Raw genomic sequence first — 17,917 nt, 5'->3', positions numbered from 1 at the left:
GTCAGGCCGTGATGTCGTGGCGGAGCAGGTCCGAGATCTCGCGCCGGAGCTGCAGGAACTCCGGCTCGAGCTTCATGGTCTCGCGGCGCGGCCGTTCGAACGGCACCACAATTTCCTTGAGCACGTGCGCCGGGCGTTTGCTGAAGACGAGGATGCGATCCGCGAGGTAGAGCGCCTCCTCGATGCCATGGGTGACGAACAGCACCATCTTGCGCTCCGCTTCCCAGATCCGGACCAACTCGTCCTGGAGGATGTCGCGGGTCTGGACGTCGAGCGCGCCAAAGGGCTCGTCCATCAGCAGCAGCTTGGGGCGGACGCAGAAGGCGCGGGCGATCCCGACGCGCTGCTGCATGCCGCCGGAGAGCTGATGCGGCCACGAGTCTTCGAAGCCGCCGAGGCCGACGAGATGCAGGTACTCCCGCGCGCGGGAGAGGCGCTCCGCCTTGCCGACGCCCATGACTTCAAGACCGAAGGCGACGTTCTCGATGGCGCTGCGCCAAGGGAACAGGTCGGCGCCCTGGAAGACCATGCCGCGGCCGGACCCCGACTTGCCGGTCACGTCCTGCCCGTCGAGCACGACCCGGCCGGAGTCGACGGACGTGAGGCCGTTGATGATCTGCAGCAGGGTTGACTTCCCGCAGCCCGAAGGGCCGAGCAGGGCCACGAACTCGCCGTCCGCGACCTCGATCGACTGATCGATCAGGACGGGGACGTCTCCAAACGACTTCGAGACGTTGGAAACCGATAGGCGCGCCATCTCAAGCGAGCTCTTTGAGCGCCTGTTCAAGGTAGGTGCGGTCGATCAGCTTGCTGAGATCGACCGTGCCCTTGAGGGCCCCCGCCTCCTTGTAGACGGGGATCACCTTGGCGAACTGATCGGCGTTCAGTTCGTCCATCCTCTTCGGGAACGCCTTGATCTCCGTCGTCAACGTGCTCCAGACCGGCTTGAGGAAGGCGTCGTCCGCGCCCTTCAGCTCCTTGGAGGAGGCGTACTCGGCGACCTGCGCCTTGTACCAGGCGTAGTCGTCGTCGGTCTGGCGGAAGGAGGTCAGGATCGACTTGAGCACGGCGACGGCGGCCGCCTTGTTGGCGTCGTCCTTGAGCCAGGCGCCGGTCGTCATGACCACCGCGCTGAACCAGTTGTCGTACTCCTGCCAGGGGCGGACGAGGATCTGAAAATTGCCCTTCTGCGCGAGCTGCGAGGCCTGCTCCACGTGCATCGGCACGGCGTCGACGCGGCCGGCGAGCAACGCGCGGGCGCGGTCGCCGGACGAGCCCATCTCGATGAAGTTGACGCTCTTCGCGTCGATCTTCCGCTTCTGCAGCACGCCGATCAGCATCACGTACATGAAGTCGCCGATGCTGTTGACGGCGATGGTGCCGCCCGCCTTGGCGACGTCTTCCAGGCTCTTCGTCTTGTCGGCGTTGACGACGATGACCTGCGAGGTGTTGCTGTAGGACAGGCCGATGATCTTCAGGTCCGCGCCGGCCTCCGCGGCCGCCAGCGTCGAGGCGACGTCGGCGTCGCCGAGATCGGCGGAGCCTGCGATCACCTCCTGCGCGATCTGCGGAATCTTGGCGGTCGGGCGCACCTCGGCGGCCGTGAAGCCGGCGATCTTGCCGAGGCCGGCCCGCAAGGCCGACTGCATCGGCACGTTAACGGCGGCGGCCGAGGCCAAAGTGTTGATCTTCAGCGTGCGCGCTTCGGCGGCGAAGGCCCCGCCGGCGCCTCCGCCCAGCGCCAGGACGCCCAGTCCGCCAGCGCCGACTTTTAGGAGATCACGGCGGTTCATGCTCTCGAACATCGTCAGTTCCCCTGCGTTCTGTGGGTGGTCAGCCATTGGTCCGGCTTGCGTACCAGGGCGCCGAGCGGTGGGCCGTCCAGCGCAGCAGGCTCGTGGCCCCCACGCTGAGCGCCATGAGGATCACGATCAGGCCGAACAGCGGCGCGGTCGAAAGGTCGAGGCCGGCGTTGTTCAGCAGGCCGCCGAAGCCCGCGCTGATGAACATCTCCGCGGTGATCATCGCCCGCAGGGCGTGGACCAGGCCGATGCGGGCGGCGATCAGCACGAAGGGATGCAGCGCCGGGAGGATGACGTAGCGGAAGCGCTGAAAATCGCTGGCGGCGAAGGAGCGGGCGACGTTCAGCAGCTTCGGCGGGACCCCGCGCGCGGCTTCGGTCATCGTCGCCACCACGTACCAGACGGTCGCGACGAACACGATCGACGTGCAGAACAGCACGCCCCGGCCCATCAGGATGATGAACAGCGGGACGATGGCCGCGGCCGACACGACGATGAACATCTGCGCCCAAGGCTTCACGACGCTCAACACCACGTCGGACCGGCCCATGGCGACCCCGAGCGGAACGCCCACCGCCATCGCGGCGAGGTAGCCGGCCATCATCTGCCAGCCCATCGACCACAGCGCCGGCCAGAGCGACCCGTCGCGGATCGTGTCGACGAGCGCCTCCGCCACCTGCACCGGCGTCGCGACCAGCGCGTCTCCTAATCCGCTTCCGGCGATCTGCCAGCCGGCGAGCGCGAGCCCGACGCCGAGCGCGTTCACGGCGAGACGAGGGACCCTCATGACGACCTCCCCGGACGCCACACGCAGATCCGGCGCTCGATCAGCAGCAGCAGTTCCTGCAGCGCGAGCCCGAGAAGGCAGAGCACGGCCAGCACGCCGAGCACGGCGGCGCTGTCGAGCCGCACGGCGGACTGCTTCATGATCGAGCCGAGGTTGACGGCCGCGAGGAACAGTTCGGCGGTGATCATGGCGTTCACCGCGCGCACCGCGCCGATGCGCAAGGCGGTGAACAGGAAGGGCAGGCTCTCCGGCAGCAGGATGAGCCGGAAACGTTGCCAGCCGCTCGCTCCGAAAGACCGGCCGACGTCGAGCAGGCGCTTCTCGGCATTGTGCGCGCCCGCGCTCACGACGATAATCATATCGAAGGCGCACATCATGACGACGAGCGCGACCCGCGCCTCGAAGTAGAGGCCGCACCAGATCATGATGAACGGCGCCCAGGCGACGCTCGGCACCGCATAGATGAGGTTCACGATCGGATCGAGCAGGTCGTTGATGAACCGCACGCGACCCATCAGCATTCCGATCGGAAGCGCGATCGCGCAGGCGATGACGTAACCCAGCGCCATGTGCTGCAGCGCGCCGCCGAGCGCGCGGGGCAGCTCAAGGCTCCAGGTCAGTTCGCCGAGGCGGACAAGCACCTTGAGGGGAGACGCCAGCACGAAGCTGGAGTAGCCGCTTGCGACGATGTGCCAGAGCGCCAGCCCGACGACGATCGAGGCGAGATAGAGCAGCGTGTGGGACCGGCGTCGGGCCTCCCTGCGCCGAACCGGCTTCGCCGTCAGGGCGGGCGCCGCCACGTCCGTCATCGCGCCGTATTCGGAAAGGGGAGGATCATGGGCAATCCGCCTCGGGGGTGCGCTGCGGGCCCTTTCCCGACGCGTCGTGATCCTATAAGCCGAAGCTTGGACATGTCTAGTTGACTATGCAGCTTTATTCGCGGGAGCATGATTTGTCGCAGCCGGACTTCGTGCCGCTTTATGTCCGAATCCAGCGCTTCCTTAGGGCGGAGATCGCTGCGGGCCGGCTGGTCGAGGGCGACCGCACGCCGTCCGAGCCCGAGCTTGCGTCGCAGTTTTCGACCACGCGGGCGACGGTCGCCAAGGCCTTCCAGCAGCTTGTCTATGAGGGAGTAATCGTGCGCCGCGCAGGCAGCGGCACCTTCGTCGCCCGTCCGCCGATCAGCGCGCCGATCGACCTGAGCCGCGTCCGTTCGTTCGAGGAGCAGCTCGCGGCGAAGGGCGCCGTGATCGACTACGAGGTTCTGGGGTTCGCGAGCGACAGGCCGAGCCCGATCGAGATCGAGGCGCTGCATCTCGACGAAGGCGAGCAGGTCTACCGGTTGGACCGCTTGCGCCTGGTCGGCGGGGAGCGGATGAGCCTCGAGCGGCGCGTCATCCCGGGGGAACTCGGACGTCGTATGTCGCAGGAGGTGATCCGGACCAAATCGATCCACCGGATTCTGGACGAGGACCTGCGGCTGCCGGTGCTGCGAGTCGAAGGCGCCATCCGCGCGGGCATCGCAAAAGGCGCGGTGGCGACCCAACTGGCCGTGAAGCGCGGCAGCCCGCTGCTGATCCGCGATTACGTGTTGCTGAGCGCGGATCGACGCCCTTTGGTGAGGGGCGAGTCGTTCTACCGCGAGGACTTCCACATCAACTACGTGGTGCAACAGAACCCGCGCGAGGCGTAAGGCCGGCCGTCACATCATCGTCAGACCTTCACGCCATAGACGGCGAAGGCCGCCTCGCGGGAGACGTACCCGAAGGCCACGTCTCGAAAGACCGCTTCGGTCAAGCGTGATCGAGGATCGCCGTAGCCCCCGCCGCCCACCGAGACGCACGTCACGCGTTCGCCGGGCGGAGGATCCTGACCGGCCTGAACCTCGCGCACGCCTTCGACCCGGCGCGAGGCTGGTTCGGGAATGGGCGGCCGCAGCCACACGGTGACGGTGATCGAGGAGGGTTTTAAGTATGACGGCAAGACCCATACGTTCCTGCCTCCTACGTCACCCGCCTGGTCCGCATCATCTTCCTCGCTCCGGACATCATCGCAGGACTGCTCGAGGGCGTTATCCCGATCTGGCCGCCAGCAGGCTGATGGCCGACACGCGCTTTCCGCTCGACTGGCGGAGTCAGCGCGAGGCGTTTCGCTTAGCCTGATCGGACAACATCTTGCCCATCGAAGCCGCCTGCGGGGCGGCTTCTATTGTTCCCCATTACGGTTCGATGACTGTGCGCCAGAGCGAGATATCCGTGAGATCGCCGTACCACTGAAAGGCGCACGCGAGACTTCGGCGCTGAAATTCGCCGAAATCTCCATGAAACCGTCTCTGATGAGCGAGGCTAAGCCGAGGCGACCGAAACGGTCGGGAAAGTCGAGGAGATTTGCGCCATTAAAGGCAAAAATCGTAGTTACTACAATAGCTTATGTCGTGGCGGAGGGAGCGTCAGTCAAGAACCGTTGGTTTTCTTGGTTAAGATCGCGCTCCACGCCAATTTTACCCGGTTTTGTACCCGGTTTGTTAAAGGCTTGAGTCAGTCGCCGATCTGCTTCGACAGCCAGGCGACGACAGCGGATTGCCACCAGCGCACGGTGCGCGTGCCCAGCTTGACGGGCTTCGGGAAGCCCGCGGTGTCCATCTTCTTGTAGATGGTCGACGGGGCAAGGCCGGTCCGGTGCGACACCTCGGCGATCTTCAGCAACCGGTCGTTCTCGAGATCGATCGTCGCGCTCACGGCTGGACGCCCTCCCCTTCCCCGATCGGCTCGAATTGCTTCGGCCAGTCGGTCACGTGGGTGAGGAACGGCGCGGCGCCCTTGCAGCGCGCGACGACGTAGCCCTCGACGATGTCCATGACGCGGATCGGGAGGGCGTCGGGCTTCTGGCCCTTGCGGGTCCAGCGGCCCCGATGCGCCTTGATCGCCTCGGCGGCGGCGCGGGCTTCGGCCGGCGTCTTGCGGCGGGCGGTCATCGGGCTCGCTCCAGCACGGTGATGGCGTTCCGGATCACTGCCAAGATGCGAAGACACTCCGCCTTATCGCTCCGGGGCTCGACGATCGACATGAAGGCTTCGGCTTCGTGGAGCGCCGCCGCGGCCGCGGCCTCCCGAGCCGCGAAGAGCGCGAAGATGTCGTCGGCAGCCTCTTCCTCCACGCCAGGGTTCACGAACCCGGATCTTTCGACGATGTCCTTGACCTTCTCCCGCAAGGCGTCACCCGCAACCGCGGGCCGCCGCGTCTCTTTCTGCTCTCGCTCCAGATCGGCCACACGCGCGTGCAGCTTCTGCAGCTCGGCCGCCTGGGCAGCGCATAGGCCATCAAGGCCCTGTCGGGACATGGTCATGCTGCCTCCTCGGCGGCGGCGGACTTCCTCCGCTTGGGCCGCGCCTTGAACCAGACGATCGCCATCGCGCGCCACGCGGGCACGCAAAGCGTCGTCGCTGTGATCTTGGTTTCGTGCTCGACGGTCGGCCCCGCGGCGACGATCGCCGCCGATAGGCCCGGCAGATCGATCTCCGGGGCCATCTCGGCATCGTGGACGATGAAGTCGGCGGCCTTGATCGCGCCGGACGTGATCGGCGCGAGGTTCGCGTCCGCCAGCGCCCCGAGGATCTGCCGAGCCCGCAGCGCGCCGCGCTTGTCGATCAGCGTCCGGATCGCGCCGATGGCGACCGTCTCGCGCGGCAGGTAAGCGCCCGCGTAGGGCGGCTGGCGACGGACGACCACGCGTGCCCGCTCACACACCTGGGCCATTGTCAGCGCGTCCTCGTCGCCGGCAGCGACCGCGGCGTGATGGAGATCCATCGCGGACACCGCGACCCGGTCCCGGTTGTGGCCGATGAAGGCCTTGGCCCGGTCGGCGATCTCCTCCGCCTCGACGATCATCACGGGGATGGTCGTGACCGCAGGATGCGTCGCCGCCGCAATCGCGGTGTGCTGGCCGTCGATCAGCTCCAGGCCGTCGTCCACCATGACGGCGACCGGCGGCTTGAAGCGCCGCCAATCCCAGCCCGCGACGATCTTCGCGATCAGCGCCCTGCCCTTCGCCGACAGCTCGCGCTGGTAGCGCTCGTCGACCAGCAGCGTCGCGGGGTCGACGTTCTCGAAGATCGGCCCGGTGGACGTCACCTCGTTCGGGGCGACGGCGCCGAGGTCGAGGGCGCGGACAGGACGTCTCAACGACGTATGGTCGGGAAGGGTTCGCAAAGTGTGCGAACCCTTGGCGGAGGTTTCCTCAGATTGAGGGAAGCTGCTCATGCCGCCATCCCCCAGCCCGCCGACCTGAGGCTCAGGACGTCCAGCAGCAAAGGGCGGTCGCCCTCGGGCTCGGCCTCCTCGTCCACAGGCCCTCTTTCGGAGGGGCTGTCCGCATCGGTGTCCGTCATGGGATTTCCCATAACGGCTGATCCTCTTGCACTCCCCAAATCTGGGGCCAGCAAATCAGCCTCCGCGACGTCCCGTTCGACGTCCTGAGGCGGCCGCCCGCCGACGCGGTTGAACCACTCTACCTTGCCCTTCACCATCTGGCCGGCGATCAACGTCTCCCGGCAGGCGGCGCAGTAGGTGCGGCCAGGGATGACGCGGTCGCCGCAGACCTCGCGCTCGAGCACAGGCGTCGCGGCGGTCCACCTCGGCGTGCGGCACTGGTCGAAGCGGGCGTCAAGGAAGAGCGCGGTCATGCCGGGATCCTCCGGAGACTGGCGACCTCGGCCTCGGCGCGCTCGCAGCGTTCCTTGAGCCGGCGCATCTCCAACGTCATGTTCCTCAGGTCGCGCTCGGCGGTGTCCGCGCGCATGACCTCTTCGGCAAGGCGAGTTTCGGCTTTGAGGCGGGCCTTGGCCTCTGCGGAACACAGCTTCCTGATTTCGCTGGTGGACTTCACTGCGTCCTCCCCGCGGTCGCGGCGACTAGGAAGGCCGAACTGACGTCGTCGGCCTGCTCCGGCGACAACCCGCGAACAAGGGCGACCTCGCGCACCTCGACGTAGGCGACGCTGATCCGCACATCGAAGCCGCGATCGATCTCTTCGTCGGTCGGCGGAGAAAGGTTCGTTGCGGCCAGCAGCTGCCGAAGGCGCTCGGCCACGACTGCGCGGCCGTTTTCAGCCATCTCGCGGCCGGCCTCAGTCGCGGCAGCGATCCCGGCGTCGTAGGAGCTGAGCCCGGTCATGCCGCGCCGCCCGGCGCCTTGAGCGCGCGCTTCACGATCTCGCCGTCGATCGTCTGCTCCATGGAACGCCACCACGCGTCCGTTTTGGCGGCTTCGAACTGACACCACGCCTCGGCGATGACGTCGGTCGGGACCGTGGGATAGACGCCCTCCGCTGCCATCCAAGGGTCGACCCCTTGGGCGTCCGCGGCCTCCATCACGGTGATGATCTGGGCGAGCACGGCCCTCTTGGTCTCTTCGCGGACGGTCATGCTGCTCCCTTGGGGCCATCGCCCCCGTGTTTGCGGTTCCATTCCCGGATGAAGCGGTCGGCGTCGAACTCGGCGTTGAACCGGGCGAGAACGCCGTGGCTGTCTCCGGACGACGAGGTGTGGTCGACGACCCAGGCGCCGCCGGGCTCCTGCCACTTTTCGACGGAGCCTCGCGAGCCTGCATGCGCGGGGCGCGCGTACACGAGGCGCGGGCGCGCGGGGAACGGGATGACGTCAGCCATCGGGGACCGCCGCGCAGCTTTCGAGCCTGAGCGCAGCGATCAGCTCCTCATCCGGGATCGCCGCGCGCTCTACGTCCAGATCGTCCCAACGTTCGGGGTGATAAGGCTCTGGATCTGAAAGTCCTGGGCAATGCACCGGGTAGGAGAGCCAAGCCCGATGCCTCGCGTTAGGGCGCGGATCGAGATAGACGCTGACGCCGCTCGCGCGCGCCGCCGCGATCCACTCGGCAGCGGTCACGACGCAGCTCCCGCCAGCCGCTTCGGCCCTTCGACCGCCGGGGCGTAGAGGCCGATCACGCGGCCTACGATCATCCGGGCGAGACCTTCGGCCAACATCGGCCCTTCGGATAGTCGCAGCCGGCCCTCGCGGTTCAGGTCTCCCCACCACCAGCCGGTGAAAGGCTCGCCGTCGAGGCCGCGGTACTCACGCGCCCAGACCTGAGCGAGGTGCTTCGCAACGCCATCCGGCACCATCGGCGATCGGACGCCGACCACGTACAGCTCGCCGTTGACCAGATCCTTGTCGGACTTGTCGACGATCGCGATCTCGCCGAGGCGCAGGTGCGGCTCAAAGCCTTCACGGGTGATGGGGAAGACGATGCAGCCGGCCGGGGGCTCGCTGTAGAGCGTCAGGGCGCGGTATTCGGCGGTCATGGTTGTCATGGCCGGCATCACGCGTCGATCAACTGAGCGACGTCGGCGCGCAGCAAATGAACGGCCTGGTTCACGAGGCGCACCCCCGGAAGCGCTCCGGCGCCGCCGAGGACGGCATAGTGGGCCAGCACCTCAAGCTTCAGTCCGATCTGCCAGTCGTACGGGATCGGGTACGCCATGATCAGAGCGGCGAGTTCGAGATCTCGGTTGCCGTTCTCGATCTGCCTGATGCGCGTGTTGTCGGTGTCGGGGCTCGAGTAGTCCATGATCTCGCGCCGCCAAGCGGCGAGGAGCCGGTCGAACCCTTCCCGCTGCTGGATGGGCTCGCCGTCGGCGGCATTCCATCCGACGGCGAGCGGGGAAACGGCGGTTTCAAGGACGTTTGGCTCCGGTGCGTCGAAGTTCACAGCGGCGATTTTGGACATGACGGGTCGTTCCCTCTGACGAAGGTGCGAAGGTCGAAACGGTGGAAGCGATAAGGCTCGAGGCCTTCGTGGAGCCCGCCGGCGACGGGCTCGGCGAAGACCTCAGTCGGCCCAAGAGTGGGTGCGCGCCTCGTAGCCGTGCGCGGCGGCCGTCGCGACGAACGCGTCGCAAGCCTTCTCGAAGACGATGCGGGACTGGGTGCGCAGGCCGGTGCAGAGCGACATGGCGTATCCGCCGGTCTGCTTCTGCAGACGAATGCCTTCAGCCTTGGCGGCCTTCACCAGCGGCGAGCGGCCGGGAAGGATTACGACGGCGAGGCCGCAGTCGGCACGGTCGCCGACCTGGTCAAACATCGCGATGCCAGCCTCGGCGGCGGCGTCGCGGGCAATGTCGAGAACTTCAGAAGCGGTGTGCATCGGTCGGTGACCTCGTCGGCGGGAACGAGGTCACGATCTCACAGGCTAAATTGTGATGCAACAGTTTTTTTGGTTAATCGACTTTGTCAGATCCCTAGGACCTCTGGCCATGGGATGATCCGGAAGAGCGACCTCACCTCCGCGCGATCGAACTCCACCTGAGCCGGCGGATTGAACTGCTCCACGATGATCTTCGTCGGGGTCCGCTTCGCAAGCCGCTTAATGAACCCAGGACCGGCGGCGTCGCCGTTCTCTGGATGAAGCTCAACGATCACGTCATCCCCGATCGCGGGCGGACGGGCTGTCGAGACGTAGACTAGCTCACCTTCGTTAAAGCGGGGGTACATGCTCTGCCCGGTGATGTAGAGCGCGAAGACATCCTTCGCCCTCGCGATGCCGGGCGGCCTCCGTACGTAGTCGATCGTCTCGCCATTCAGCGTGAAGTCGCCTACGGCGCCGCCTTCCGCTGTCCCAAGTACCGGCACGTCCTGCGGCGCCTGCCGGAGGCTCGCATGATCGGGGGCGTGTTCGGCCGGCTCAATCTCCGAAGGCTTTGAAGCCCGCGAGAGCGGAACAGGCTCGAAGGTCAACGCCTCGGTGTCCAGGACGACCTGATCGTTCACCAACATCGCAGGATTAACGCCGAGCGCTCCGGCGATTTCTACGATGGACCGAGGCTGCTTTGTGCGCCCGGACTCGATGGCCTCGATCGATTGTTGGGTGACGCCCGCAAAAACGCCGAGAGACTGCTGGCTCATCCCCCTCACCGTTCGGATGTGCCTGACCTTATCCGCCAGGGTCGTCAGCTTCGCCATTTCCCGTCCGCCATCTCGTTGAATGCTCGCGTTCTAACAGAAAATTCTGTGGAAAGCGATTGTGGACGCCGGACAAATTAGATTGTAGGTTAACAGGCCTCTCTGTTAGGGTGCCTGCCGATGATCGACACCAAAGCTCCCCAAACGCCCACGGAAGCCCTCCTGCTGGCGATCGACCGAGCCCGAGGTCAGACAGCCTTGGCGCGGAAGATCGGCACTATCCAGCAGAACGTCTTCTACTGGGTGAAGAAGCGCCAGATCGGGCCGCCCGCCGAATTCGTGCTCGCGATCGAGCGTGAGACTGGCGTCTCTCGACATTGCTTGCGTCCGGATCTCTATCCGGCACCGCCCTCCCCGCAGGCGAACGCCGCGTGAGCCGGCGCGCCGACATGGCGTTGCGGATGGCGAACCGCGCGGCGGTCTGCACGTCCGCGAGCGCCTCCGCATCCTTCCGGCACCTCGCCGACTTGATCACCCATCACGCCGCGGGCTTCCCGAACATGGTCGAGCCGCGCGAGCCGCGGTTCCGCGTGTTCGAGGCGCCCAAGCCCTCGCGGCGGCATGAGATCGGATCGATCCAGCTTCCGCGACGGCGGCGGTTCGTCGCCGCTGACGGCTGGTGCTTTTTCGGTAGCGCGAGGGTCGACCATGGCTGACGGCCAGGCCCTCGTGCACGCCGCCTTTCTGGAGGCAGGCAAAGACAAGCCGAGCATCACCGAGATGTTCGAGACCGCGCGCGCCGAGGCCGCGCGGATCGAGATCGTCCAGGCCGGATTGATCGACGCCGGCATGCGGTCGGAGCCCGATCCCGGCCAGATCCGCGCCCTCGTGGTGTGGGACGCGATCGAAAAGCTCACCGCGCTGTTCGCCCGGCATGAAGGCAGGGCCAAGCCCTTTTTCCGCGACCTCGAGAACCAAAGGAGGCGCGGTTGATCCTGTCGCCCCAGCAAGAGATTGCGGCCGCCGACTTCACCCGGTGGTTTCGTTCCCCAAGCTCTCCCGTCTACCGCCTGTTCGGCTACGCCGGCACCGGCAAGACCACGCTGGCGAAGCAGCTCGCCGAGAGCGTGTCCTACTCGACGCGCTATGCGGCGTTTACCGGCAAGGCCGCGCTGATGCTCAAGCGCCGCGGCTGCACCGACGCCAGTACCATCCATTCGCTGATCTACCGGCCGGTGGAGAAGCGCGATGGCTCGGTTGAGTACGAGCTGAACACGAACGGCCCGCTGCGCGACGCGACGCTGCTGGTCATCGACGAGTGCTCGATGGTCGACGAAGACCTCGCGCGCGACCTCCTCAGCTTCAACGTGCCGATCCTCGCCCTGGGCGACCCGGCGCAGCTCCCGCCCGTAAGCGGGGCCGGTTACTTCACCGACGCTGAGCCGGACACGATGCTGACGGAGATCCACCGCCAGCTTGCCGGGAACCCGATCATCCGCATGTCGATCGACATCCGCGAGGGTCGCCGGCTCGCGCTGGGGCAATACGGCCAGAGCCGGGTGATCCGCCGCGCCGACCTGACCGAGGAGGACGTGCTGCAGGCCGACCAGGTGCTGGTCGGGCGCAACGTGACGCGGCAGCAGATCAACACGAAGTTCCGGGGGCTGCTCGGCCGCCCCTCCGCGCCAACTACGGGCGACAAGCTGGTCTGCCTGAAGAACAAGCGCGACCGCGGCCTGCTGAACGGCGGGCTCTGGCGGGTCGACCGCGCGATGCACGACGTGTCCGGCGTCCACCGCATGAAGGTGACGTCGGAGGACGAAGCCGCCGCCGCCGACATCGTGGTCCCGAACGAGTTCTTCACGGGCGAGGAAGCCAAGCTCGACTGGCGCGCCCGGAAGCGGATCGACGAGTTCACCTACGGGTACGCGCTCACCGTCCACAAATCGCAGGGCTCGCAGTGGGACGACGTCGTCGTCTTCGACGAGAGTTCGTTCTTCCGCGAGCACGCGACGGCGCACCTCTACACCGCACTGACGAGGGCCGCGAAGCGTGTCACGATCGTCCAGTAAGCCGTTTGCACTTCCCGCCGAAGAGAAGGCCCGGTTCGTAAAGACCGGCGAAATCCGGCAGCGTGTCCGCGGGCGCGAGATCGATGTGCTGGGCGCGATCGGCGTGCCGTGGAGCAACTCCCGCGGCACGCACATCAACTGCCCGTTCCCGGACCACCCTGGCGACCCGACCAACGACTGGCGCTGGGATGAGAAGCGGGCGCGGTCCTACTGCACCTGCGCCAAGGGCGAAGACATCTTCGGCGTCGTGGGCAAGTGCGAGGGTCTTCCGAGCTTCGACGATCAGAAGCTGCGTGTCGCCGAGCTGCTCGGCGCCTCCGACCTGATCATGGAGCGCGCGCCCCGCGACCCTGGGCGCATGCAGACGACGGCGACCGCGCTGCTCAGCCCGCCGCCGGACAACCGCGACGATGAACTCGTTCGGGCCTATCTCGCCAGCCGGCTTCGCATCGACCCGGCCGATGTCTCGATGCCTACGACCAAGTTCGTCGGCATCGAGCGGCTGTCCTACGTCGAGGCGAAGCGGTCTCCGGGTAAGGAAATCGCATTCGACACGATCGGAACTTACCCATGCGCCGTGTTCAAGATGGTCGGGCCGGATGGGCGGTCGCACGCCCACCGGATCTATCTGGGTGAGCGCGGCGTCGGTAAGGCCGACATCCCGAAGGACAAGAAGGGCGAGCCCCGCGACGCCAAGAAATCGGCGTCCAAGGCGTCGGGCGTCGAGAGCACGGCGGGGCTCAGCGTTCTGTGGGGGGACCCGGAGACCGCAAAGACGACCATCGTCACCGAAGGCATAGAGACCGGCGCCGCGGTCGCTTACAGCCTCGCCGCGAAGGTCGCCGAGGGAACGCTTGTCGTTGCGGCCGCTATCTCCGCCGGCGGGCTTCAAGCGTTCGAGCCTTGGCCGGCTTGCGATCTCGTCGTCGCCGCCGCCGACCGTGACGAGGCGGGAAAGAACGGGCGTCCGCCATCGAGGGCAGGAGAGCGAGCGGCCCGTAAGCTAGGTATGCGGCTGGCCGACAGGATCAGGGTCAAGATTGCGTTGCCGGGCTCTACGGGCCAGACGCTCGACTGGCTCGATGTCATGAACGAGTATGGCGAGGTGGCGGTCGCGGAAGGTTTGCGGGCTGCGACGCCGTTCGTGCCGACACAGGCCGAGATCGACGAGAAGCAGACCGCGCACGAGCGCAAGAGCGAGGCCGAGCGAGCCGCGGAGATGTATCCGCTGCCCGAACTCGACCTGATCAGCCTGCACTACGGCCACACCGCGACCGGCAAGCTCCGCGTCCTGAGGATTGAGGCCGACGATAAGGGCAGCGTGACCACCTTGCCGGTGTGCTCACCGTTCGGTGTGCTCGCCCGACTCCGCCAGCTCGACAAGGAAGACACTTACGGCCTGCGGCTTGTGGTTCAGGGGATGAACGGCGCGCCCCAGACGATCGACGTCGAACGCTCTGGAACGATGGCTCGCGGCGGAGACGAACTCCGTGCGCAGCTCGCGGCGGCTGGGTTGCGGACGGAAGGCGACGGACATCTCACGGTCATCAGCGTCCTACGCGGCGCGGATCCGGAGAAAGAGATCGCGGTGGTGTCCCGTCCTGGCTGGCATCACATCGAGAGCATTCCGACCCCTATGTTCATGACGCCATCCGGCGTCGCGATCGGGGCGCCCGCGAATTCAACGGTCGAACTCGCGATCTCGGCGCGCATGTCGCCGGCGGTCGCCACCGGCGGGACGCTGGAGGGCTGGAAGAAGGCCGCCACGCTCGCCGCGACCACGCCCGGCTGCGAGCACTGGACGATCGGCCTGCTGGCTGGGTTCGCCGGCGTGTTGGTCGACCTGACGGCGATCGACACTTGCGGGATCGACTTCACCGGAATGTCGTCGGCGGGCAAGTCCACCGCGCAACGGATCGCGACGTCAGCGTGGTGCGTGCCGGACGGCACGCGCGACAAGTCGCTGTTCCAGTCCGCGCGCTCAACCGACAACGCGCTAGAGGCCGCCGCGACGCGCTCCACCGGCACTGTCCTGTCGCTCGACGAGATGGCCCACGTGCGGGGCAAGGACGTCGCCAAGATCATCTACATGATCGCAGGCGGGGCGGGTAAGGCTCGCATGAACGCCTCGGCCGGCGTCAGGCCGGTCCACACGTGGCGCACTTTCGCCGTGCTTTCCGGCGAGCAGGCCCTTGAAGAGAAGGTGACCTCGGACGGCGGCGAATGGTTCGCCGGGATGAGCGTCCGCATCCTCGACGTGGACGTGACCGGCGTGAACCGCCGCGTTGACGCCGAGCGCCTGCGTCAGATCGGCGGCGTGCGCGCCAACTACGGCCATGCCGGACCTGCATTCGTCGAGCACCTCGTGAAGACCGGGCTGCACAAGAAGGCGTCCGAAGTTCGCGAGCGGATCATGCGCGTAGGCGAGGCCCTCGCGGGCGACGCCGATGCTGCGACCGTCCGGGCCGCAACGCCGCTCGCCGTCCTTCAGGTCGCCGGCGAGCTGGCGCGCGAGGCTGGCTTGATCTGTCCTGAGGTCAACGTGCAGAGGGCAATCGGTTGGGCCTGGGGAAGGTTCCAGACGTCGACTAACGCCGAGGCGCTGGACCCTGACGCGCAGGCGACGAACAACCTGCGGACTTGGATCGTCTCTCGCTGGAACGTCAGCATCAAGCACGTGACGCCAGGCGCGGGCGGCAACCCGTCTCGGGAGGCGGAGGGCTGGTACGACAGCGACGCTGTCTACATCCCAAAGGGCGCGCTCCGGGAAGCCGCCGGCAACGTGATGAAGGAACAGGCGCTCGCCGAGATGCTCGAGCGGACGCAGGGGCTCCACCGCAGGAAAGACGCGACCCGGCGGTACATCCAGTACATCCCGGGCGGTTTGCGGATCAACGCCTACGCCCTGAGCCGCCAGAGCTTCGGGCTCGGCGCCTTCATGGAAGACCGAGAACTCGCGCCGGTCGTCGCCATCAATGGTCCGGCGGATCCCTACCGCGGAGACCTCGATGACGACCTTCCGTGGGGCGCGTGATGGTCAGCGATTTTGGTCAGTTTGGTCAGTTCGGTCCGTACTCTGACCAACGTTTTTCCCAAGAGCCTCTTGGCATTGGTCAGTTTGGTCAGTTTGGTCAGGTGATCGATGCACGTCACGCGAAATCGATGCGCGGACGCGTGATGCGGGGTTCTCGATCCGTCGTGAGATTGCGCGCGCGAGAATACCCCCTTCAGAGAGTGACCAAACTGACCAAACTGACCAAACCCCTCAGTCTCTTGGGGTGGGCTTTGGTCATTCTTCTTTCTGAAATGACCAAACTGACCAAAGAGGCGGCCGCCGGGGCTTGGAACGGCGTGCTCATGGACCGGAGGACGGCAGCGTGATCATCAAGGCCAGCGGCGACGTTGATATCTGCGAGAAATGGATTGATCCGACGACTGGGCGCCTTGAGGCGGAGTTGATCAAGGCGGCGGTGATCGGGATCGACGCCGAGATCGGCGATTTCGTCTGCCTCGTCACGAACCACACCGGCGTCTCCGTCAGGCGCGTCGACGAGGTCTGGGGCGAGGTCACTGTCGACGGTCGGGTCGTCGGAGGCGCCGCATGACCGACGCCGCCCCCCTCTTCTCCGCCACCATTCGCCGCTCGCGCCGGTCCCTGACGGTGGAGCAGCGCCGCGCCGCGCTCGAGGCGGACAAGGCGCGGCGCTCCGCCGCGCGAAAGCTGTCCCGCGACCGCGAGGTGGACGGCATGCCGTGGTTCGTCCTGCAGACCGCGCCCCTTTGCGAGCGTCGTGTCGAGCTGGCGCTGATCAGCCTCGGGCTCTGCGTCTACCTGCCGGAAGGGAAGCGCTGGTTCCGCCCGCGCCGGCCGATGAAGGGCGTCGCCTACATCGAGCGCGTCCGCGTCGCCTTCCCGCGATACATGTTCGTCGGCTTCCCCGACGCCAAGCGGCCCGATCCGAAGGTGGACGGCGTCATGGGCGTGCTGGGCATGGGGAACGGCGTCGAGCGCATTCCCGTCCTGATCACGGGCGCGCAGATCGCGGCGCTGCGCGAGGCGCAGGAAGCTGGCGCGATGGACTTCGGGAAGAACCCGACGCGCTACGACCACGGCCAGCACGTGGAGATCCTGCACCCGCTGCTCCGCGGGCTCACCGGGCTGATCTGCTCGAAGAAGATCGACGGCGGCTACAAGGTCGACCTCGGATGGCTGAGCGCGATGCCGATCGTCTCCGTTGACCTGCTGCGCAAAGCAGCCTAAAACGTGAACAGGACGACCGATGTAGCATTCCGGGAGCCCAGCCTTACCGTCGCCGCCCCGGCGATCAGGTTTGCGCACGACGGCCTTCTATTGTCCTGATCTTGACATCCTCGGCGAGATCGAGTAGTATTCGCCGAGTTTAAGAGACATCCGTGAGACGCGAGTTCGATTCTCGCCGGTTCCACCAATGAGGGGCCGTCGTTATAGTGGTAATACGCCGGAATTGTTTAAGCCGCTCCCCGATAGGGTCGAGCGGCTTTTTCATTGCTCCCGAGCCATAAGCGCCCGTCGCTTCGCTTATGACGGCGCGCCCCTCTTCAGCAGAGTAGAGCAGCCCGGTAGCTCGTCAGGTTCATACCCTGAAGGTCGTCGGTTCAAGTCCGACCTCTGCTTCCACAGATCGACGCGGCAGGCGAGGCCTCGCAGCCTGCCCCTCGGATGCCCGGTTAAGCCGATCGGGGCCGCGTCGATCATCTTCAGCCGCGCTCGCCTTTCGCGACGCTTCCCAGGTATGAGCCCGCCGGGTCGGGTTTCCCTGTCGCGGCCCTGGCGAACGCCGAACCCACGTATGCGCGGCGAGGGCCGCGGGAGCGAGGCGTCGGCCGATAATGAGCCTGCAGAACGGTCGGGTCGTTCAGCATGGCGCGGCAAGCGATGGCGATAGTGGTCGGAACCGCTTCGTTGAGGTCGGCCCGAAGCGCCATGTACTTCGAGCGGCTCAGGCCGAGCGCCTCCGCCGCCTCAACGTTAGATAGGCCGAGGCGCTCTTGCCAGGCGCCGAGGTCGCGGCCCGTAAACGACTGTTGTTCGTATGCGATGCCGTAGAGGTGGATCGCATCGATCGCGAGATCGCCGCCATCGTCGCCCCATTCGACCGCGGCGCCGTGCTCCGCCACGCGGGGCTTCTCGAAAACGGTTCGGTCCATCAGGGGGGCGAGAACTTCGCCGCCGCTGGCGATCCAGCCGGAGAGGCGGACCAGACTGGGGTTCATGTCGTTGGCCCACGTCACCAGCAGGTGCGGCGAACCCTCGGTGGCGGAGACGGACTTGATGCGGAGCGGTTCAGTCATGGCGCCCTCC

General features: G+C 66.5%; 28 protein-coding genes and 1 tRNA gene. 10 read left to right on the top strand and 19 right to left on the bottom strand.

The annotated features are described in order from the left end of the window. Position 1: 1 nt before the first annotated feature. From K244_RS0118780 to K244_RS0118765, 4 genes are read right to left on the bottom strand one after another with little or no spacing between them, the layout of a single operon-like run. Entirely contained in the window at positions 2-757 is a 756-nt protein-coding gene (locus tag K244_RS0118780; protein WP_020187834.1) for an ABC transporter ATP-binding protein, read from the bottom strand. A 1-nt stretch (position 758) separates the two neighbouring features. Further along, positions 759-1,841 (bottom strand): ABC transporter substrate-binding protein, encoded by a 1,083-nt coding sequence (locus K244_RS0118775; protein WP_081761508.1) that lies wholly within the window; start codon positions 1,839-1,841, stop codon positions 759-761. Further along, positions 1,834-2,589 (bottom strand): ABC transporter permease subunit, encoded by a 756-nt coding sequence (locus tag K244_RS0118770; protein WP_020187832.1) that lies wholly within the window; start codon positions 2,587-2,589, stop codon positions 1,834-1,836. Before K244_RS0118770 ends, K244_RS0118775 begins: the two co-directional genes overlap by 8 nt. Then, positions 2,586-3,398 (bottom strand): ABC transporter permease, encoded by an 813-nt coding sequence (locus K244_RS0118765; protein WP_020187831.1) that lies wholly within the window; start codon positions 3,396-3,398, stop codon positions 2,586-2,588. The genes K244_RS0118770 and K244_RS0118765 overlap by 4 nt, the downstream gene beginning before the upstream one ends. A gap of 143 nt (positions 3,399-3,541) precedes the next feature. Between K244_RS0118765 and K244_RS0118760 the strand changes: the two genes are divergently transcribed. Continuing rightward, the gene (locus K244_RS0118760) at positions 3,542-4,282 is read left to right on the top strand and encodes a GntR family transcriptional regulator (protein WP_036307109.1); all 741 of its coding nucleotides are present in this window, start codon (positions 3,542-3,544) and stop codon (positions 4,280-4,282) included. An 844-nt stretch (positions 4,283-5,126) separates the two neighbouring features. Here the strand turns inward: K244_RS0118760 and K244_RS0118750 are convergent. The 14 genes from K244_RS0118750 to K244_RS22875 all read right to left on the bottom strand — a co-directional run bounded on the left by K244_RS0118750 (position 5,127) and on the right by K244_RS22875 (position 10,564). Further along, entirely contained in the window at positions 5,127-5,327 is a 201-nt protein-coding gene (locus K244_RS0118750) for an AlpA family phage regulatory protein (protein ID WP_020187828.1), read from the bottom strand. Continuing rightward, entirely contained in the window at positions 5,324-5,563 is a 240-nt protein-coding gene (locus K244_RS0118745) for a hypothetical protein (RefSeq protein WP_020187827.1), read from the bottom strand. The genes K244_RS0118750 and K244_RS0118745 overlap by 4 nt, the downstream gene beginning before the upstream one ends. After that, the gene (locus tag K244_RS0118740) at positions 5,560-5,934 is read right to left on the bottom strand and encodes a hypothetical protein (protein WP_020187826.1); all 375 of its coding nucleotides are present in this window, start codon (positions 5,932-5,934) and stop codon (positions 5,560-5,562) included. The genes K244_RS0118745 and K244_RS0118740 overlap by 4 nt, the downstream gene beginning before the upstream one ends. Further along, a complete protein-coding gene (locus tag K244_RS0118735; protein WP_020187825.1) occupies positions 5,931-6,770 on the bottom strand; it encodes a hypothetical protein in 840 nt (279 codons plus the stop codon). The genes K244_RS0118740 and K244_RS0118735 overlap by 4 nt, the downstream gene beginning before the upstream one ends. Positions 6,771-6,844: 74 nt before the next feature. Continuing rightward, complete coding sequence (locus K244_RS0118730; protein ID WP_020187824.1) at positions 6,845-7,270, bottom strand: hypothetical protein; 426 nt, start codon at positions 7,268-7,270, stop codon at positions 6,845-6,847. Then, the gene (locus tag K244_RS0118725; protein WP_020187823.1) at positions 7,267-7,473 is read right to left on the bottom strand and encodes a hypothetical protein; all 207 of its coding nucleotides are present in this window, start codon (positions 7,471-7,473) and stop codon (positions 7,267-7,269) included. Before K244_RS0118725 ends, K244_RS0118730 begins: the two co-directional genes overlap by 4 nt. Next, on the bottom strand, positions 7,470-7,760 hold the full coding sequence (locus K244_RS0118720; protein WP_020187822.1) for a hypothetical protein: 291 nt from the start codon (positions 7,758-7,760) through the stop codon (positions 7,470-7,472). The genes K244_RS0118725 and K244_RS0118720 overlap by 4 nt, the downstream gene beginning before the upstream one ends. After that, the gene (locus K244_RS0118715; protein WP_020187821.1) at positions 7,757-8,011 is read right to left on the bottom strand and encodes a hypothetical protein; all 255 of its coding nucleotides are present in this window, start codon (positions 8,009-8,011) and stop codon (positions 7,757-7,759) included. Before K244_RS0118715 ends, K244_RS0118720 begins: the two co-directional genes overlap by 4 nt. Next, complete coding sequence (locus tag K244_RS0118710) at positions 8,008-8,253, bottom strand: hypothetical protein (RefSeq protein ID WP_020187820.1); 246 nt, start codon at positions 8,251-8,253, stop codon at positions 8,008-8,010. The genes K244_RS0118715 and K244_RS0118710 overlap by 4 nt, the downstream gene beginning before the upstream one ends. Beyond that, entirely contained in the window at positions 8,246-8,491 is a 246-nt protein-coding gene (locus tag K244_RS23730; RefSeq protein WP_155931837.1) for a hypothetical protein, read from the bottom strand. The genes K244_RS0118710 and K244_RS23730 overlap by 8 nt, the downstream gene beginning before the upstream one ends. Then, positions 8,488-8,916: a hypothetical protein gene (locus tag K244_RS0118705; RefSeq protein WP_155931835.1), complete on the bottom strand. Its 429-nt coding sequence runs from the start codon at positions 8,914-8,916 to the stop codon at positions 8,488-8,490. Before K244_RS0118705 ends, K244_RS23730 begins: the two co-directional genes overlap by 4 nt. 8 nt (positions 8,917-8,924) lie before the next feature. Next, complete coding sequence (locus K244_RS0118700; RefSeq protein ID WP_020187818.1) at positions 8,925-9,332, bottom strand: hypothetical protein; 408 nt, start codon at positions 9,330-9,332, stop codon at positions 8,925-8,927. Positions 9,333-9,434: 102 nt separating this feature from the next. After that, positions 9,435-9,749, bottom strand: coding sequence for a hypothetical protein (locus K244_RS0118695; protein ID WP_020187817.1), 315 nt, complete (start codon positions 9,747-9,749; stop codon positions 9,435-9,437). Positions 9,750-9,835: 86 nt separating this feature from the next. After that, entirely contained in the window at positions 9,836-10,564 is a 729-nt protein-coding gene (locus K244_RS22875) for a S24 family peptidase (protein WP_020187816.1), read from the bottom strand. A gap of 120 nt (positions 10,565-10,684) precedes the next feature. Between K244_RS22875 and K244_RS0118680 the strand changes: the two genes are divergently transcribed. From K244_RS0118680 to K244_RS0118645, 9 genes are all read left to right on the top strand, one after another. Beyond that, positions 10,685-10,939: a YdaS family helix-turn-helix protein gene (locus K244_RS0118680; protein WP_024816610.1), complete on the top strand. Its 255-nt coding sequence runs from the start codon at positions 10,685-10,687 to the stop codon at positions 10,937-10,939. Next, positions 10,936-11,220, top strand: coding sequence for a hypothetical protein (locus tag K244_RS0118675; protein ID WP_020187814.1), 285 nt, complete (start codon positions 10,936-10,938; stop codon positions 11,218-11,220). The genes K244_RS0118680 and K244_RS0118675 overlap by 4 nt, the downstream gene beginning before the upstream one ends. Then, positions 11,213-11,497 (top strand): hypothetical protein, encoded by a 285-nt coding sequence (locus K244_RS0118670; protein WP_020187813.1) that lies wholly within the window; start codon positions 11,213-11,215, stop codon positions 11,495-11,497. Before K244_RS0118675 ends, K244_RS0118670 begins: the two co-directional genes overlap by 8 nt. After that, entirely contained in the window at positions 11,494-12,576 is a 1,083-nt protein-coding gene (locus K244_RS0118665) for an AAA family ATPase (RefSeq protein ID WP_020187812.1), read from the top strand. The genes K244_RS0118670 and K244_RS0118665 overlap by 4 nt, the downstream gene beginning before the upstream one ends. Further along, complete coding sequence (locus K244_RS0118660; protein WP_155931833.1) at positions 12,557-15,610, top strand: DUF927 domain-containing protein; 3,054 nt, start codon at positions 12,557-12,559, stop codon at positions 15,608-15,610. Before K244_RS0118665 ends, K244_RS0118660 begins: the two co-directional genes overlap by 20 nt. Further along, positions 15,598-15,957 (top strand): hypothetical protein, encoded by a 360-nt coding sequence (locus K244_RS23725; protein ID WP_155931831.1) that lies wholly within the window; start codon positions 15,598-15,600, stop codon positions 15,955-15,957. Before K244_RS0118660 ends, K244_RS23725 begins: the two co-directional genes overlap by 13 nt. Continuing rightward, positions 15,954-16,181 carry a hypothetical protein gene (locus tag K244_RS0118655; RefSeq protein ID WP_020187810.1) on the top strand — a complete coding sequence of 76 codons (228 nt, stop codon included), beginning with the start codon at positions 15,954-15,956 and terminating at the stop codon, positions 16,179-16,181. The genes K244_RS23725 and K244_RS0118655 overlap by 4 nt, the downstream gene beginning before the upstream one ends. Next, a complete protein-coding gene (locus K244_RS0118650; protein ID WP_020187809.1) occupies positions 16,178-16,837 on the top strand; it encodes a transcription termination/antitermination NusG family protein in 660 nt (219 codons plus the stop codon). The genes K244_RS0118655 and K244_RS0118650 overlap by 4 nt, the downstream gene beginning before the upstream one ends. Before the next feature lie 319 nt (positions 16,838-17,156). Beyond that, positions 17,157-17,233: transfer RNA gene (locus tag K244_RS0118645), tRNA-Met, on the top strand. 80 nt (positions 17,234-17,313) lie between these two features. Here the strand turns inward: K244_RS0118645 and K244_RS0118640 are convergent. Beyond that, entirely contained in the window at positions 17,314-17,907 is a 594-nt protein-coding gene (locus tag K244_RS0118640; RefSeq protein ID WP_020187808.1) for a hypothetical protein, read from the bottom strand. Positions 17,908-17,917: the final 10 nt, after the last annotated feature.

It is taken from the genome of Methylopila sp. 73B, assembly GCF_000526315.1.
GTDB lineage: Bacteria > Pseudomonadota > Alphaproteobacteria > Rhizobiales > Methylopilaceae > Methylopila.
This window is presented reverse-complemented; position numbering and strand designations above follow the sequence as displayed.